The 18,273-nt window shown below is 32.7% G+C and carries 11 protein-coding genes and 2 pseudogenes; 1 reads left to right on the top strand and 12 read right to left on the bottom strand.

Annotation, left to right across the window (positions count from 1 at the left end):
- Positions 1-34 precede the first annotated feature (34 nt).
- The 6 genes and pseudogenes from ABWU33_RS05960 to ABWU33_RS05935 all read right to left on the bottom strand — a co-directional run.
- Positions 35-970, bottom strand: a complete 936-nt coding sequence (locus tag ABWU33_RS05960; RefSeq protein ID WP_213863737.1) for a contractile injection system protein, VgrG/Pvc8 family — start codon at positions 968-970, stop codon at positions 35-37.
- Positions 971-1,180, bottom strand: a complete 210-nt coding sequence (locus tag ABWU33_RS05955; RefSeq protein WP_213863736.1) for a tail protein X — start codon at positions 1,178-1,180, stop codon at positions 971-973. It abuts the gene before it with no gap.
- On the bottom strand, positions 1,177-1,533 hold the full coding sequence (locus ABWU33_RS05950) for a phage tail protein (protein WP_213863735.1): 357 nt from the start codon (positions 1,531-1,533) through the stop codon (positions 1,177-1,179). Before ABWU33_RS05950 ends, ABWU33_RS05955 begins: the two co-directional genes overlap by 4 nt.
- Positions 1,533-3,812: a phage tail tape measure protein gene (locus ABWU33_RS05945; RefSeq protein ID WP_264954164.1), complete on the bottom strand. Its 2,280-nt coding sequence runs from the start codon at positions 3,810-3,812 to the stop codon at positions 1,533-1,535. Before ABWU33_RS05945 ends, ABWU33_RS05950 begins: the two co-directional genes overlap by 1 nt.
- 115 nt (positions 3,813-3,927) lie before the next feature.
- A complete protein-coding gene (locus ABWU33_RS05940) occupies positions 3,928-4,182 on the bottom strand; it encodes a phage tail assembly protein (RefSeq protein ID WP_262986551.1) in 255 nt (84 codons plus the stop codon).
- Between the two features lie 82 nt (positions 4,183-4,264).
- A pseudogene (locus ABWU33_RS05935) lies at positions 4,265-4,636 on the bottom strand (phage major tail tube protein); the annotation flags it as partial.
- A gap of 75 nt (positions 4,637-4,711) precedes the next feature.
- Here ABWU33_RS05935 and ABWU33_RS05930 point away from each other — a divergent pair.
- Entirely contained in the window at positions 4,712-6,124 is a 1,413-nt protein-coding gene (locus ABWU33_RS05930) for an IS4-like element ISWosp2 family transposase (protein ID WP_264686125.1), read from the top strand.
- 286 nt (positions 6,125-6,410) lie between these two features.
- On the opposite strand, the pseudogene ABWU33_RS05925 reads toward ABWU33_RS05930, so the two are convergent.
- From ABWU33_RS05925 to ABWU33_RS05900, 6 genes and pseudogenes are all read right to left on the bottom strand, one after another.
- A pseudogene (locus tag ABWU33_RS05925) lies at positions 6,411-7,256 on the bottom strand (IS982 family transposase).
- A gap of 355 nt (positions 7,257-7,611) precedes the next feature.
- Complete coding sequence (locus tag ABWU33_RS05920) at positions 7,612-8,919, bottom strand: hypothetical protein (RefSeq protein WP_019236482.1); 1,308 nt, start codon at positions 8,917-8,919, stop codon at positions 7,612-7,614.
- Between the two features lie 356 nt (positions 8,920-9,275).
- A complete protein-coding gene (locus tag ABWU33_RS05915) occupies positions 9,276-11,219 on the bottom strand; it encodes an ankyrin repeat domain-containing protein (protein WP_264336127.1) in 1,944 nt (647 codons plus the stop codon).
- Between the two features lie 649 nt (positions 11,220-11,868).
- The gene (locus ABWU33_RS05910) at positions 11,869-14,067 is read right to left on the bottom strand and encodes a hypothetical protein (RefSeq protein ID WP_096097234.1); all 2,199 of its coding nucleotides are present in this window, start codon (positions 14,065-14,067) and stop codon (positions 11,869-11,871) included.
- 7 nt (positions 14,068-14,074) lie between these two features.
- Positions 14,075-15,412 (bottom strand): hypothetical protein, encoded by a 1,338-nt coding sequence (locus tag ABWU33_RS05905; RefSeq protein WP_096097233.1) that lies wholly within the window; start codon positions 15,410-15,412, stop codon positions 14,075-14,077.
- Between the two features lie 836 nt (positions 15,413-16,248).
- Positions 16,249-18,141 (bottom strand): hypothetical protein, encoded by a 1,893-nt coding sequence (locus ABWU33_RS05900; protein WP_353280616.1) that lies wholly within the window; start codon positions 18,139-18,141, stop codon positions 16,249-16,251.
- Positions 18,142-18,273 lie beyond the last annotated feature (132 nt).

Here is an 18,273-nt window from a genome sequence, read left to right as displayed (position 1 = left end):
ATTGAATAGACTATATACTTATTTTTCCTTAACGTTACTTACTCAAAGATGCTGATAACATAGTAAGGTAGCCTGAGCTATTTAGAGTATGCTCCGCTCTATTAACTATCCATTCACCATCTACCGCTTGGTTAAAGTCTATAAGATTAAGTTTAGCTTCTGCAAAAATTTGAGGATTACCAGGCATAGTTATATCTAAAGTTTCATTGTTACGCTTCAATTGTTTCAACTTGGCATTTGCTGCACTCAGCGCTGACTCTGCATTAGAGTAAAGTTCCAGCATAATATAACTTGGCTCGCTACTACCAACTGTTTCTTTAATAGTTTCGCCCTTTTCATAGCTGTGCCATTTTGCTACTACTGAATTATACTTATCACGTACGGTAAAATGCACTTTCCAATTAATTGTGTCTTGAGTTCTAATAGTCGTTGTTCCTAAAGCTTTTCCTGTGGCTGATTTTGCCATATTTTTTGAAATAAACAATATATACCCACCAGCTAATTTTGCCATTGCTTCACGCTCTGTTGCGATCTTTGTTAACAGACTTATATCACTTTCATCTGCCTGATTAATATGGGGTATCAATACATTCTTAAATTCCTCAGCGACTTTGTATCCATATCCATGTTTTTGAGCTATTTCTTTTACTAAGTTTTCTATGGTAATTTGGCGCCATTCTTTTGATACTTTTGCCTTCAAAGATATTCTTAAATTTGTTGCATGAGCTTTTATTAGTAGGGTCTTAGGTGGGCCTTGTATCGTAACTTCATTGACTGTATATACACCCATTGGAAAGATTCCCGTTTCCTTATAACCTAGTGCTATGTTCAATTCATTTGGAACTTCTACATTTTCATTGCCATAATCAACACATACCTCTGCGATATCATCTATAGTACCAGATTCATCAGTAAGATGCACCGATATTACATGATCTTTTATTCCTTCAATGCTAAATTCAGGTTTCATTTATTCCCACACTTTTAACTTCGATTTTTTTAATTGCTCTTGTATTCTAGGTAACCTGATCTTTAATCCTGCAGGCAAAAAACTTCCATACTCTGCAAGACCAGGATTAGCCTCCAATACTATTTCTACTGCTCCAGAGCTATATCCATAGTGCTTAAAACATATGTAATCTAACATTTCATTTTCTCGTGCTATATAATGTACTGTCATACATAACTCCTTAAACTTAAGCTAAATTCAACCTTTTTTGGTAATCCACAGGGAAAATACGACATTTGCTTTTCTTCTAACCGCACAATAACAAATCTTCCCAAAACATTTCCTAAACTATCTACTAAGATACTTGGTTCCTGATTTTTCTCAGCTTCTTTCATACTTTTTAATTGATTTAAATCATTGAGATTATGGAAATAAATTATTCCTTCTAAGTCTATATTTTCTGTACCTTGGCCAATATTTTGTAATGAAGGTATTTTACCAATAGACTCAATTGTACTCCAACGATTTTCTTTACTATACCTTACACTTGTTGGAGAAAACTTATGTTGACCAAGTGATAGCATTAGTAAATTGGTTCTATTGAATCAAATAGAACGTCTCGCGATTTTTCTCTTATTCTTTTTATTACTGCATCAGCAAGACTACGTACATCTTGGTTAGGTTCTGCTTTTATACTTATATTAAATGTAAAAGTTTGATTGAAAATTTTTTGTTCACACTTTTCACAGTCTTTTAAAACTTTCTCTGAATTATCTCCTGCAGAACTTTTTTCTGTAATCACACTTTCAATATTCGTTCTACTATTCGAAATTCCACTAAAAGCATTATTATTTAATAAAGGATTTCCTTTACTAAAAACATTTCTATTTTCACTAGTTGCACTGCCTATTTTTGCTTCTACTGGTTTCTTTAATGCTTTTATTGGACTATCATTAAACAATTTTTCTACACTAATCCAATTTTCTATAGGTTTTGTCACTGATTTCCAGATACTTGAGAAAAAGTTCTTTACCTTTTGCCAATTAGCGATTACAAGCGCTGCACCAATTGATAGTCCAGCAATAGCAGCTCCTATAGGATTGGTTAGCGTTAAAGCTTTCAGTCCCATGATCACTGCTGGAATTACTCGAGCTGATAACGAAGTTAATACTGGCAAAAGTGTTCCCTGCAAAATAGCCTTAAAAGTTAATATTCCACCTCCAGCCAATGCAAATGCATAACCAAAACCTACCACTGCAATCTTACCAATAATAAGAGCTGAAATTATGCTCATAACTCCTGTAGTCAAAATTGGACACTTCTCTGCAAACCAAGCTATGAGGTTAGTTATCTCTCTTAGAATATTACTTATCCACTTTAAAGGAGGTAGCATTACTGAGCCCAGGTTCATTCCTAACTCTGCTATCGCATTCTTCAATAATCGCAAGTTATTTGCTGTAGTTGCTGCACGATTATTAAACTCTTCTTGCATGGACTTTTTAAATTTTTTCTCGTCAGCTAAATGATTTATGGCATCTTTATAATTCTTTAAGCTTCCAACTAGTAGTGCAATATCATCCTGATATTCTTGACCGAAGAGGTTGAGAAGAATTTGCGAACGTTCTTGTTTATCTGTTTTCTCTAAAGTTTTAAAAAAGTATAGTAATGCTTCTTGACCATTTTGAGCAATTTTTTGTGACATCTCTTCTGCAGTTATGCCTATGGATTCCAATGCTGCTTTAAATTCTTTGCCTTGCCCTTCAGCAGTTTGGAGCTTAGAAAGTAAAGCATTTATGGCAGTTCCTGCTTTTGCTGGTTGTTTACCTAAACTAACGAAGGCATTTACTAAACTACTTGTTTCCTTGATGTCAAGACCAAATTGTTTTGCAGTACCACCAACTATTGCTAGAGTTTCAACCATATCTTTTGCTTTGGCAGCAGTATTATCTGATAAGTGATTGATTACATTACCAACGTGTTCCATTTTGCTAACATCAATTCCATAAACGTTAGAAAGTTTAGCTATAGAATCACCAGCTTGTTCAGCGGACATATCGAATGCCGTGGCCATTTTAGCTACTGTTGTGGTAAATCCAAGTAGCTTATCTTTGTCGATACCAAGCTGGCCACCACTTGCAGCAATTTGAGCTAACTCAGCAGCCGACAGTGGTATCGTATGGGACAGTTCCTTCAATGTCTGACCAAATTCTGCGGCTCCTTGATTGTGAGCTGCCTCATCTTCAGCAAATCTCACTACTTTTTTAACATCAGCCATAGCACTTTCAAAGTCAATCGCAACTTTAATTGGTGCTGCAAGTGAAAGTCCTAGTCCTATAGTTTCCATTACTTGTGACCTATAATAAGCTTTTTTTGCCAGAGCATTTTGCTGTTTTTGTATTACAGATCCTAATTTACTGTATTTCCCTTTAAGTACTTCAATAGATGAACCAAGTTTAGTTTGATCCCTCACTAAAGATTTAATATCCTTTCCACTTTTCCTTATTTCTTCATTTAATGTGTGAAGTGTATCTCTCTTTTTGATATAAGCCTCTTTTGCCTTTGATGCCGATGCTTTCAATTTTTCGAATTCATTTCTCAGTGCTTTGCTTGGTTCTTTTTTTTCCTTCTTCTCTTTAGCAATTACTGCAGCTGATTCTTTTGCTTTCTTCTCCGCTTCCTTCCAATTCTTCATGGCTTCAAGGGCATCATGATTTAGTTGCTTAAATTTGGAAACAGATTTCATTGACGAATCAAGCTGCTTTATACTATCACCCAACTTAGAAAGCTTTGCTGTACTACCTGTCATTGCACTATTAAAACTGCCATCTAACGTTGCACCGATCTTTATTGAAAGCATTGACATTTTTTTGTTACTCCTTCACTTACTTCTAACCACTTTAGAAACTCTTTTATACTCATATTAATAATTTGCTCAATTCCACTTCCTGTTGTTGAGCTAAGTTTTAAAATATTGAATCTTAACTCCTCTGTTCCAGCGGCGACAAAAAATCTTTTAGTACCTTTTGTATTTCTACATAATCTTTAATACATAAATCTTCAACTACTTCTTTTGGCACAGATGCTAGATTAGCAATTAAAGCTACCTCTTTCAAAGCTTCGCCTTCTATGCGTTCTATAGTAAGTAAATCTCTTACTTTAGGTTCACGCATCGATAACTCTGAGACAGAAATACCATCAACTGTTATTGGGTTGTTTAGTGTTATAGTTTGCATAAAATTCTCCTATAAAAAATAAAATCTTGTAAAATGTTGTAACTATTTGATCAACATCTAAAAAATAGAATTCTAAAAATCTTCATATTCCAAGCACCGTTTGAAGTAGTGCCATCTGATCAACACCATTTATCTTTCTAATCATATTTTCAGCATCGATTTCTATTAACTCATTACCACCTATAGTAAGTTTATAGTAATGAGCAGCGACAGTGCATTTGAGAGTGGCTTTTTCAGCAGGTTTCCAGCTACCAAAGTCAAATTCTTTGAATATTCCCCTGAGATTGATTACTACAGCTTCAATATCGTTACTACCACTCCCTTGCATTCCACCACGGAGCGTCAAAGCTACTGAATTTCCATCTATCAAACCAAAAAGTCTAAAAAGTTCTGAATCATATTCTGCAAAAGTAAAATCTGCTTCAAGCTTTTCCATGCCCATGTCAATACTTACTATTACCCACAAATATAAATGGACATAAAAATAAAGTATTACAACATTAAAGTTTGCAAACATTGAGGGTAAAAAATGGCAAACAGGAATAATGAATGGGCTGAAAATGAATTTGGAGATGCTGTACTTGGAGATAAAAGGTTAACTGACCGATTAGTAAATATTGCTGATAGTTTTACAAGTTTACCTGAAAGCTCAATCAATCAGGCGTGTGGAAGTTGGTCAGAAGCAAAAGCAGCATATCGTTTTTTTCAAAATGAGAACGTGAAAGAAGGCGATATTCTAGCTTCACACGTTGCTAAAACAGTTGAAAGAACAAAAGCCCATAAAAAAATTTTTGTGATCCAAGATACAAGTTATATTTCATACACAGACCATGAAAAAACAAGTGGATTGGGAGTTATTACAAGAAAACATAGTCAAGGTATTATAATGCATACAGCTCTAGCTGTTAGTATAGAAGGTTTGGTACTAGGGATACTAGATCAAAAAATTTATTCAAGACCTGAAGAATCTGAAAACATAAAAAAAAAGAACAATGACAGTATCCGCATTGAAGATAAAGAGAGTATAAAATGGTTAGAAACTTTAAGCAACACAAACAACATTATTGATTCAACTCAAACTGAGACTATAACTATATGCGATAGAGAAGCAGATATATATGAGTTTTTTGAGCTTGCACATAATCTTAATTCGGCAGTGTTAGTTAGAGCTTCCAAAGATAGGGCAGTAAATAGAAAATCTCGATATCCTGAAAAAGGTGAGCAGAAGTTATGGGAATTTATTAAATCCTCTCATTGTGCAGGTACGGTAAAAGTTGAAGTTCCTGCAAAAGATAATAAGCCAAAAAGAACAGCACATTTGGAAGTTAGATTCGGAAAGTTTATTATGCATCCATCTAAGAATAGTATTAGGCATAAGAAAGAAGAATTACTTAAATTACCACACTATGCAGTTTACGTTGTTGAAAAAGACTTTCCTTCTGAAACAAGTCCGCTAGAGTGGATGCTTTTAACAAATCTTCCAGTCAATACCTTTGATGAAGCTGTTGAAAAAGTTAGGTGGTATTGTCTTAGATGGAAAATAGAAATATTACATAAAATTTTAAAATCTGGTCTCAAAGTTGAAGAATGTAGGCTTGGAACAGCAGAAAGGTTGATGCGATATTTAACAGTAATGAGTATTATTGCTTGGAGAATTTTCTTTATTACAACAATTGCAAGAACTGATCCAACATTACCGTGTACTACCTTATTAGCCGAAGAAGAATGGAAAGTTCTATATGTAAAAATACATAGAAAACCATGTTCAAATGCAACTCCTACTATAAAAGAAGCTGTTTCATGGGTTGCTCAACTTGGAGGACATTTGGCTAGAAAAAATGATCTAGAACCAGGACCCATTACTATTTGGAAAGGATGGAGACGTCTCTTTGATCTAGCAGAAGGATGGCGACTTGCTCACGAACTTTATATTTGTGGGTAATAGTAAGATGGAGTGACCAATTGGAGAAGTTTTACGGCTTAGAATCTCAATTTACAAAAGCAATAGGCAATGGAAAAGACTATGTGCCAGAAAACCAATACTTTAAAACAAAGAATTAAGGTAAACTAGTTTTACAGGAACTGATACTTAACTATGTAATAAAAATAGTGATAATCTTAAACATACATATGAAACGATTCCAGAACTCCAAAGTTATTGCGTAAGAACCTGATAGCCCTTCTCCCGCTGAATCATGTGGTGGGTCTGATAAAACCCCAACTATGGATTAGCCAGCAAAGAAAGGCATAGAAATAGAGGGCTTTTTCGACTGCATGGAATAGGAAATCAGAACAGAAAAAACATGAATTAGGAAATTTGTTGGCGATCTGTGTCTTGTGTGCTCAATCTCAAATTTGTTTTTCAAGGAGTCGAAAACAGTCTCAACAATCGATCTTTTCCTTAGTAAAATCTTCTCTTTAAGTGAAATGAGTACGTTTTTCATACCTTTTTTTACTTTAGTGACGAGTTTTAGGCCTCTATCAAAGAGTTTCTCAAAGAGCTCTTTCTTTATATAGCCCTTATCTCCAAACAAAAGTCCGGTCAGTCTTTTAGTGAGAGTTGGCACAGGTTTTCTGTCATCAACGTTACCTTTGGTTAGAGTAAGTGATTCCAATTTCATTAATTACCAAGTGCAATTTAAAGCCAAAAAACCAACCATATGTGCTCTTACTAATTTCTGCCAAACCATCAAAAACTTTGTTCTTGGAGATTCTTTTTTTGTGGCAAACAGCGATTGTAGAAGTGTCTATGTAGGCAATACCTGTCATTTTTGCTTGTTTGCAGAACCATTGCAAAAGTAATCCATAAAACCCGTGATTTAAGAGCGATAAATCGGTCATATGTTGGCAATTTAGAAAACTCAGATTTATAAAGTGGCAGATAAAGTAGGTAAAAAGCTTTGAAACTTTTGCAAGGGGATTGATGATATAATAGAATTATGGTGAGAATTTCCGAAGTCCGTTATTCTAGTGGGTTTTCTTCCTTTTGATAGGAGCATATTAGCAAAATTATCATCGACTGTGCGACAAAAATCCTCGACGCAACAGTAAAGTTCTGTAATATCTTTCTTCATGGGTAACCTCTTAATTATTGATAAAATACTTGAGCTTACCCTGTTTTCCTCTTCTTAGCTGCACTTTTATCTCTTTATTTAATCCATAGTTGGGGTGATAAAGGAAATTCTGTAGGTATCACAAAAGTCAATTCAATCAAACACAAAAGGCTATACCTATAAAAGAATAAACATCAAGAGAGAAAAATAATTTCTTTAGAAGAATCTCTAAATTATTAAGTCAACACTTATCCCCCTACTATTTCTTCTCACCTTGAGAGTATAGTTTATACCTAAGAAAATCTTACTTTGAAGATACATCAATTTTTTTACCCTCCAAGACCTTTCTTTTGTTTACTAATTTTAGTTGACTTCATTAACACACTACTATTTCTTTCGAAGCTCCCACCTTTTGCAGCTGGTCTAAACTATCGATTGGCCTCATAAGAGTAGATGGGACACCTGATTCTTTCACTACAAAATTTGATTGTTTAATAGTTTCAGCTGACTCTATAAGTATTCTACCGTTTCTTTCAAAACCTTTATCGTTAACAGCTTGTAGAACACTTTTTCCTCCTAAAAAGCAGCTTTCTCCTAGACTTGATTTATCTTTTAATTTGTTAAACTTCTCCTGGTTCTCTCCATCAAGCTTTACTTTTATTATATTACTATCACTAGGATACAGATGAATACTAATCTCGCCTACTTCAGTGGTAAAGGACATTTCAATGCTATCTCCTAAGACATCTGTATAATTTCTTTTTCCTCCTATATTTTCAACTCTTACTATACTCTCTCCAATCTGTAGGATGCTACTTTCTATACTAAAGTTTTCATTCACCTTACTATTCATAACCTTTCCAACTTCAACAATACTGTTTTTTGGCCACCTAAAAAGAACAAGATTGTTATCTACTTCTACTTGCAGATCATCATCTTGAACTTGTTCATTCTTATTTATTAAACCTTCATATGCGATACTTTTCAGTTTGTCCTTAATTTTTTTACACTCTGTAAAAATAGGCTCATCACTTCCCCACATAGTTTCACCTATCATTCTATCATTGTAAAAATCAGACTCTATTTTTGCACCTGCTAATAGTAGCTTATTGACAATATTGAATAAAGGTTCTAAAGCCTCTTCCCACTCATCTATTGCCTCTTCCCCATTGTCCTTATAACGTGATATAGTAGTAGGAGTTATACGCATAACACTGCTAGCATTAGCAATGTCAATTATTTTTTTAAATATAAAATTCGACACACTACGTTCATAGTGATCACAGCGTAAATTTAGCTTTATTTTTCTTTTCAAATGTTCATCTATTAAACGTTCCATCTTTTCTAGAGTGACCTTTGCAGAACTTTCGTATCTATTTTCATGAAACTCTTTCATTATACTTTCCATCTTGTCATGAAATTCATCAATCGAAACTTTTTCGCTTTCAGTTAACAGATTTGCTAAATTCATTAAAATTGAGTTCTCTGGAATAAAAGAACTTTCAACAACAGTATTGTTGTCTTCAACAACGGACTCATGCCAGTCATCAGTTTGTTCTTGATCTAACAATGATGGACTAGGCTCCAGAGTTTGCTGACCAAAACGTTCCATGTGCTGTTCTTCAGTAGCTAATCCACCATTTGCATGAACTTGCTTAGTTCCTAAAATATATTCTAATATCATAATCCCTCAATCTATAGATATATTATGTACATAATTAGCATGAATAAAAGCTAATGCAAGTATAATTTTTCTAATACCAATTTCCGTTAGTTATGAAACACATGAAAAAGAGCTGTTTTTGCCTATAATTGAGAAGTTAAACAAATTTATCATTTGCGTTCCCAACAATGAGTGTTGGTATTAGCTGCATGATGCATACGCTACTTTTAAATTTGATCAAACTTAACTAAAAAAGTAGTGATTTTCAATAATTTACCTACAATCTAATTCATAGTTGGGGTTAGAACAGTGTTACAGAACTTGATTATATACTAAAGCATAATCACTCTAGATGCAAAAGTGGTTAGCTGCATAATTTACCTAGCAATTTCTCCCCTAGAGTCAGAAACTCTTCTTAACTCTTCACGTTCTGTCCATTTGTTGTTAGACTCGCTTATTACTTCAGGATGCATTAATCCACCAGATCTAGCAAAAACACCTTGATCTATAGCTTCAATAACCGATAAACCTCCCAATAAGCAATTTTGCCCTATTTCTTCATGACTTGCTATTTCTTCAAATAGATCTTCATCGCTCACTTCTACTCTTATCAATTTTTTATTGTTCTCATCAGGATATAATCTAACTTCCAATTCTCCCAAACTAGTATAGAAAGTTAATACTATACTGCTGCCTTCTGTAAGATCTGTATAATTCCTTATGCCATCTTCAGTTTTAATTTCTACTTCACTATTACCAATCCTTACTATATTTCTTCCACACTTTACATCCCCATCTGTGAGACCTAAATCCCTTACCCCATCTGTTATCTTTATAATGTCTATTTTACTATCTTTAGAATATTCTAAGTAAAAAACGGAGTTGTCTACTCTTACATCTTTTAGCTCGCTATTGGTTGCATTTTTTGCGATTTCAATAAACTTATGAGAATTGCTAACATAATCTATATAAGCTTTTTTTAGGTTAGTTTTATGCTCTTTAAATTCTGGTGTCAGTGTGTTAGCATCAACTGTATTACCAAACACTGCCCCTTTTGATACTAATTGACATATTATATTACTAGCAACTTTAGGATTTTTTTCCAACTCACTGATTTTTTTCATCACATAATCGGTAAAAGTGTATTCATTACCTGAAAAGAAATCTTGTGAAAGAGAATAGTTTAATCGTACACCAGACTTTATAGCATCGTTTACAATCTCTTCAAGTTCAGCCATATTTTGAGCTTGAAACATCTTATCAGAAAACTTATTTAACTTCTCCTTTTGATTTGAGGTTAAATTAACGAGTAATTTGCTGACCTGTCCTTTCTTTTGCTGACGATAAATAATATTTTTATCATAATCTAATGCTCCTGCTTCTAGAAATATTTTTCTTAACTCTTGAGCAAGATCTTCATTGTCCCAAGCAAAACGTTCAACATATGAGAACACTTTTGACTCACCCATTCCGTGCCGAATATTTAGCACCACTTTTAGGTCTGAGTCTCTTTTATGCTTACTTAAAAACTCCTTTAAATTTTTAGTGCAGTCTGAATCTAGTGCAAGTAAGTCATACAATTCCTTATTCATCTTTTTCTGTTTATCAGTTAAAAATAATTCTTCTATATTATAGCAGAGTTTATTAGTTGCTATTTGTTGTGGAGTTTTACCCTTTCTACTTGTTATATTAGGGTTAGCTCCTTTTGAGAGGAGAGAGTTTGTATTATCGTAATGACCTTTGGCAGCAGCAAGGCATAATGGTGTTTTTCCTTTATTATCTTGTATGTTAGGATCTGCGCCTGCTTCTAAGAGTAAATCTATAGCCTGATTTCCTATGCGACGAAATCCACCAATATTTGCTCCTGCAATCGCATGCAATACTGTTGATTGAGATTCTCCTCTTCTTAGGTTAAGAATCACTTTTAAATCTTTATTGTTTTTATTATCATGTAAAAATTCTTCAAGGGGCTCAGTATTATCAAATGAACCACAGTTAGAAGCTAAACATTTTAGAGCACTAAGTAACTTTTTGTTTAAAATTTTTTGACTTGGCGTAAGATCATGGTCCAGAGCAAACCAAACACAAATTTGTTCACTTAATCCAAGTTTGCTATCTATCAAAGATAATGGTTCATTATAGTTTCTGACTGATGGTAAGTCTCCTGAGTACCACATATCATTCATCAGCTCATTTAATAAATGCTCTTTAGATGATAGATGTTCTATAATGGACTCATATTCGAAATCATATAGTTCTGATTTGGATTTTGGCTTTAGTAGATTGATGATAGATTTTACCATCCCAGTAGACTCACTCATACTTACCCCTTAAGCTAAGATATATGATATATTGTATGCGATATGTAACATTAAGTCAATAACCATAATCTTTTTACTGCTCACGTCGTTAAGCTTTTGTTAAGTTTTTATGGTGAGTAACAATGGAGTATATAGAGAGGTTAAAAGTTGCTTATGACTCCAAATTTGAGCTAATTTTACTATAAATCAACATGGTTAAGACCTATACTTGATATCACTACTATAAGAGCATGATGCTTTAAAGGAGCACGGAAACTGCTGAAGCTTATACAGTAACCTGCGGAGCCACTTCAGCAGAATAAACAAACACATGCCAGTATTAGTAGAGAATTATTTATAAGTCAACTAACTTTTTCAAAAATATTTTAGCAAGAACATCAGTGTTGTGAAAAAAAGTTCAAAACCTTCCAGCCTTGGTAACTATTTACACAATACATACTTTTAGCTCTTAGCTATCTAAGGAATTCACTGGAGATTGATTACTATAAATGTAATTCATATTATGCTTAGTAATAAATGTATCGGAAAACGAACTTTTAACAGCACTCCATGTACTCGTATCAGGATCATTTTGTTTTCCTTCTATAACTTTGTCACAAAACTTCCCGACAGCATAACCTACTTAAGATGACTATTTCTTAAGACTAGATCACTGATTAACTGCTCGAGATAGACCTGCTTGTTTAACATAAGGTTGTTGGAGACTACCTGGCTGTTGACCAAAAGCAACCACAGAGCTATGTCTTACATCTACCTCTACAAACTCATTACCAATTTTTATAAGGGAACCTTCATCTGTTGCACCTTTATTAAAAACAGCATATATCAGTTTCACTTTGCCAGCATCAGTAATTACCTTATACGCTTCACCTTCTTTATATCTTTTCAACTGGTCCTTAGCATCTTTTTCTTTTTTATCCAATTCTCCTTTCTTAGCAAATTTTAGCTCTATTCCAACTGGGGGGTATTCTTTTTTTTGATCAGTAGCATTTATAACCAAAATAACATCCAACTTCTCTCCACCACCTATTTGAAATTCAGTAATAACTTTTATATTATCTTCTCCGTAGCTACTAAATAAACCATGCAATACAGCTTGAAATGTAGCCTCATTGCTTATTAATGATTTGAAAGGATGTAGTATATGAGAAATTTCTTCAAATAGTTTTTTGTAATCATCATATTTACCAGATTCTATAGCTTTGCTCAAAGCTGCTTTAAATTTTTTATTTTCCACAATTCGAGTAAAATTACCTTGTAAAATTTCTTTACCTCTTTTGTATTTGTCCAATGAGTCATACGTATTTACTGTAATTCCCTTATTCTTATTACAGTACTGATCAAATGGATTCTTATTACTAGGCGTACTGTATAAGTTACAGGTTATTTCTTGTATCTTTATGTCATTGACGTTTTGAATTCTCCTAATATTTTCAATAGGAATTCCTTTATTATCTGGCACTCTCAATGCAAATTCATTTTTTTCATTTATGTTGAGTATAAGCACCTTCTTACCTAAAGTTAGCACTATAGTTGTAACACAATCCTCAATACTTTCTTTTGCTGCTTCTGGGCGTTTCTGTGATCCAGTAACCATTTTATCATTTTGATCATAAATAAAAATATGTTTACCTAACTTTTCACGCTTAATAATATTAGAAATAAGTACTAGCTGACCTAAGATCATTCTGCTGACATAATTAATATTATCACTTCCACCATTGCTCCAAACAATTCCATAGTAAAGATACTCTAGCTGTGTTCTTATCACCTCAGCATTCGCTGCTTCAGTGCCAAGTAACTTTTCTATTACAGAATTACCTTCTCGACTAAGAAAATTTTCTACATCAATTTTAACATTTTCGTGATGAACCATGTCAAAATTTAATCCTACACAAATAGCTTCATTAGCTATAGTAATCATTCTTATAGAGTTAGAAAAAGAGCCCTTAACATAATCTTGTGCTTGCTTCAATGCTTTTATCACTGTACTTATCTCACCAGTACCTGCTTTAAGCTCAATAATAATAGGAATAGAGCTTAGCGACTTATCAGAACCGCGCACAAGTAAAATAATGTCTGCGTAACCTTTTCCAGCAAATAATTCGAGATAAAGTTTTAGGTGAAAACGATACTTAAAATTTATCAAAAACCCAGCTAAAAACCCATGATGACTTGATTCTTTACCGCTAAATAGAGTTTCTTTTTCATATTTCTTATAGACATTTGTAATATAATTAAACATTCTTCTAGCGTTCTTTTTTACTTCTTCGAAATCTTGATTACTCAATTTTGAAATTAAGCTCTCTAGGTCTTGTTGGTCACGATCTTTTTCTATTTCTGTAAAACCTTTTTGTGAATAATCAGTCTTTTTACTAAAAGCTGGATCAACCTTTCCGTACTTTACTTCTTTTCCTGTAATTGTTATTTCATGCTCTTCTTTTTCTAGTTTATCAAACTCTGCTCCCATTTTCCATTTCTGTGCTATTTTTTCTAACTCTCCTTGAGAGAACTTTAGATGCATGTTACCATCAACTTGATCAGACATCGTTATACACTTAAGTCCCTCATTAGTTAATATAGCTATTTTTAAAGTTCTATTATCATCAAAACGAAAATGAAGTTTTTTAATACCAATTTTAGTAGCAAGTTCTGTGTCTAATACAGTAGCAAACATACCAAAAAAGAAACTAGGGAAAAAGCCTGGCTTTCCAACTGAATGCAAAAAAGAAGGAGATTGATTGATAAACGATTGGAACCTTTTTTGAAAATCTAGGAACTCGTCTTTTGATTTATTTCTCATTAACAGAAGCTGTACCAACTCAAGCGGCTTGACATTACTTGGCATATTACTCCTATTTGCTATGGCTTAAAGATTTTATATTATATGGGGTATCAGTCGTACTGAGACTTGACTGTGGCAAAGTATCACCAGCTTCACGCAAAATTGATTCTTTAGAAGCTTCTTGAGCTAATTTAGAAAATACTTGTTCTCCTAACTGCAATTTTTTACCCCCATGAAATAACTGAATTTTACTTAATACAGAATCTTTAACCTTTATCATCTCTTCACCACTCATTTCTTTTACGTGCTTTAATATCTTCCCTAATATTTCTTCTTTACTTACCCCTTGTCTACTTGGATCCACAATTAAATTTGCTATTGTATATGTAACTGAATAGTCTACAAAAATAGAGGAAATAGATTGCTCCCCGCGGTCTTGAGTTTTTAATTTTATTATACGTTCCCAAACATTCATCATACATTTTTTTGTTTCTTCAGACAGATCTGGATTCTTCAGTACTTGATCTGATAATGAAGATAAAAAAGTTGTGTAACGTTCACATTCAATCTGACTACACAATCGGATTAATTCCATAAAAGAATCAAAGTAATACTGACCTACTAGCACATTCAACACTGCATAATAAGTATTTTCCTTATAATCTCTATCTAGTAATTTTTTCTTTTGCTCATCATCCATTTTAGACAGGCAAAACTCTATGGTGTCTACTTCTTTGTAACCCTTTACTGCAGATAAAGCTGCTTCAATTAACAGATCATCTTTATCTTGACTAGAAATACTGGAATCATTGTGTAATTTATTATAGAAGAACTCTATACCTTCTTCCCAGTTTTTATTAGAATTTATCTGTATGGATTTTTGCAAACCTTCAACTGATTTATATTCGTTTAGTTTTCCAATCTGCTTATCAATAAGAAAAGACCAGAAAGCTTCTATAGGGCTAGTTTCTTCGATATTTTCCAATAATTCTCTTCTCAGATCATCATCAGATCCATCTTCTTCAAAGGCACTTCTCTTAAATCTCATAAATACTTGTTCAAATAATCCAGGAATCTTATCTTCTAGACAATATTTACATGCCAAGTAATATCTATCTGCAAGATCAAGCGGATTTTCTTTTCCATTTTTATTTTTTTCTTCAGTTAGCCTTTCACCAACAGCTTTATTCTTTAATTTTATTCCATCCCAACAAGAATTATCAGAGAATATATCAGAAAAAAAAATTAGTTTTTCCTCATCAAAATCTTCAATTAATTGAATATAAGCCCTCAACCATCTTTCTACTCTAAGGTGTTTTCTTGCTTTAACTTGATTATCGTCGCCTTTAATAGCACCTTTTAATATATCAAGTATTTTATTGTAATTGTGATCCAAACCAGATTCCATACCCGCAACCCCATTTTGTATTTTAATATAAACTTTAGTCTAGTAAATTATCGTTGCCAAGTCAATCTTTTTCTCCAAACCTTACCACTGCACAACAGGAAATTTCTTGAGAGCCAAGTATGATATTTTCATTCTAATAATTAATTATTATAAAACATTTTTATTTACGAAAAAATAGACCTTGTTGTAACTAAAGAAACGTCTATTTTAGTGCTGCAAAAATTTGAATTATTGACTCTTTCTAAAATTGCAAAAAAGGTCGTATATTTGCGAGAACAAGCCGCATAGAAATAAGGTTATAAAAATAGAAGGTTTAAATTATTTTCATAAGCTTAGGCAAAACAGTTCGTACGTAGGTTTAGTAAAAGTGAGCCAATATAGCTGATTTCAGCGTATAATGAAATTATTATCTAGAAAAGTTCGTATGTATCGTTTGGTAGACCAATTGATTCCAAGAAAAACACTTCTCACCGCTCTTAATTTTAAACACTAGAAATGTGTAATTATTTAAGTTATCAATAGTATATATTATTAAATTAGTAAAGATTTATCTAAAATATATAGGAAAGTATGGTAGCTTTATATCTTGAATAGAATAAAAGATTTTTATTGGTATCATTCTTCTTATGAAAAATATTCCTGTCTTCTGCACCTTCTTCTCGGATAAGGTTAGCTCTCAAAATGCTACTTGATTAACAAATTTACTGATATTAGTGTATCTCTTTTTGAATTTGCTTCATAAATTCTTCTCATGAGTAGCTATGTGACAAGATCCCTTAACTTATTTTTTGTCGTTATTACAAAAACAACTGTGCAAGATTAGGTTACAACTGTCTTTATAGTTCTTCCTGCTCTAGCTTATATTTTTTGTGCTTGTTGGATATATAAATAAGTCCTCTTCTAACAAGATATTCAGTAAAAGTATTATGAGTAAACTTCTGTTTATCATCTATAATATCATCCACTACTCCAACATACCCATTTCCTTTCTTCATATCTTCTATCAAAGAATTTATTTCTTGTATTTTACTAGGATATAAACACTTTAAAACCTCTTTTCCAAAAACTAAGTATAAAGCCAAAAATTGACGCTGCTTAAAAAAACTATTAAATGATAATCTATCACTTGGTCTTATATTTCTTTCGTGTATACTGGAATATATGTCAAATCTAGTCTTAATAAACTCTTTATATATATTATTTAGGTCAAAGCAGTCTTGCAGTAGGAATTCACCTTGACTGTTATCATTATAAAATCTTTGGAAATCATCTTGAAAAATTTTAGCTGCTATTTTTAGCTGCAGTGGAGAAGATGTAAATTCCTCTTTCATATTCATTCTACTACTAAAAGCATTAAACAATTTTTGAATGCAGAAATCTAAACGGCTTTCATCTATGTTATTAACTTTTAGATTGACTTGAAAAAACTTTTTTAGAAATTCCTTCTGCTGATTTGCTGTCAAAGAATTCAGCTTATACGAAAATACATCTAGCTCCTTTTCTAGTTTTTTGTATATATTCATTCTAATAGTTATCCATAACTTTTTTACTTGAGTATTCTTTAGAGATTTAAGAAGTGTGATAGCTCCCTTGCAAGCAAAACTAACTCCATCAAAAAACAAAGCAACCTTGTTTGGCTGATCAAAACTCTTCCTGAATAATTCTTTTTCTAAATAAGTATTCAAGTTTATTATCTCTGACAAAAAATCAATTGCCTTTTCTTTGCTACAGCCTTTAAAGTTTTCTGCATTTAATAACTGCCCATATTCGCTTAAATCAATTTTAACTACCCACGTAGAAGCACTGTTAATTTTTTCCTGTTCTGCCAAATGAGTTAATACAGTAGATTTACCCATACCAGAATCAGCAGCTATAATTGCTACCTTATCAGTAATTTCTTCCGCATTAGAAATGCCTTTTTCTACGTTACTAAATGTACGTTCTATATAGCATTTTCTGTCTATCCAGTTTAATTTCGGAACTGTACTACCTATTTCAATTTGACCACTAATTAATCTAGAAAATGTTTCCCCATTAATTATGTCTTTTTTATTAGACAATAAATCACCGAGGAATATTTCCTCACCTTGAAAAATCACTTTTCTTTCTAAAATTTTATTTTGTGAATCTACAGTAAGATCACATAAGCCTTTAATATTATCATTGCTTTCTTGATATCTACTTCCTATGTTGCAATCATTTTTGAATGCATCGGCTAAATGGTTGTTACTCCCAGTAATAAGGATAATCTTTTTATTGATATTATCTCTTATAGTATTCTTTAACTTCATATATAAATCTTGTACATCGTATACTTCCTTATTTTTGCACTTGATTACCAACAAATTCCCAGTATTTTCTGCTTGAAAAGCACTTAATACCTTGTCTTGTAGTCTTAGTATGTTGGCTAGAGATATGAGAATAAAGCTATCTTCACTATCATATAGGCTATACAAAATTTGATTGACTTTAATAGCACTCAATCTGGTTCCCTGTTGAGCTACGAGGTTCAAAACCTGTTTTTTACCCCTACTTAAGAAATTTTTAATTTTTGCTAAGTTACCACTCTTAAAAAAAATATTAAATTGTCTTAATTTTCTACTATATCTTAACGTTGGTCCTACCATTTCTATCTTGTGTATTTTTTCTTCTATGAAATCAAAGAATTTCCTACCATTGTCAGTCGAAAGAAATCTTCCTTCTTTTCCCTTTAATCCTTTCTCTTTCATCCAGTCTAGCATCTGTTTCTGAAAATCATGTGAAATGAGATCAGAGTCAATTAACTTAAACTTTTTTCCTATTTCTCTACCAATAATGCTATCCAGTACAATCTCATTAGGTTGATTTACTGCAAATACTAG

Source organism: Wolbachia endosymbiont (group B) of Cyclophora punctaria (assembly GCF_964028235.1).
In the GTDB taxonomy this organism is placed as follows: Bacteria; Pseudomonadota; Alphaproteobacteria; order Rickettsiales; family Anaplasmataceae; genus Wolbachia.
This window is presented reverse-complemented; position numbering and strand designations above follow the sequence as displayed.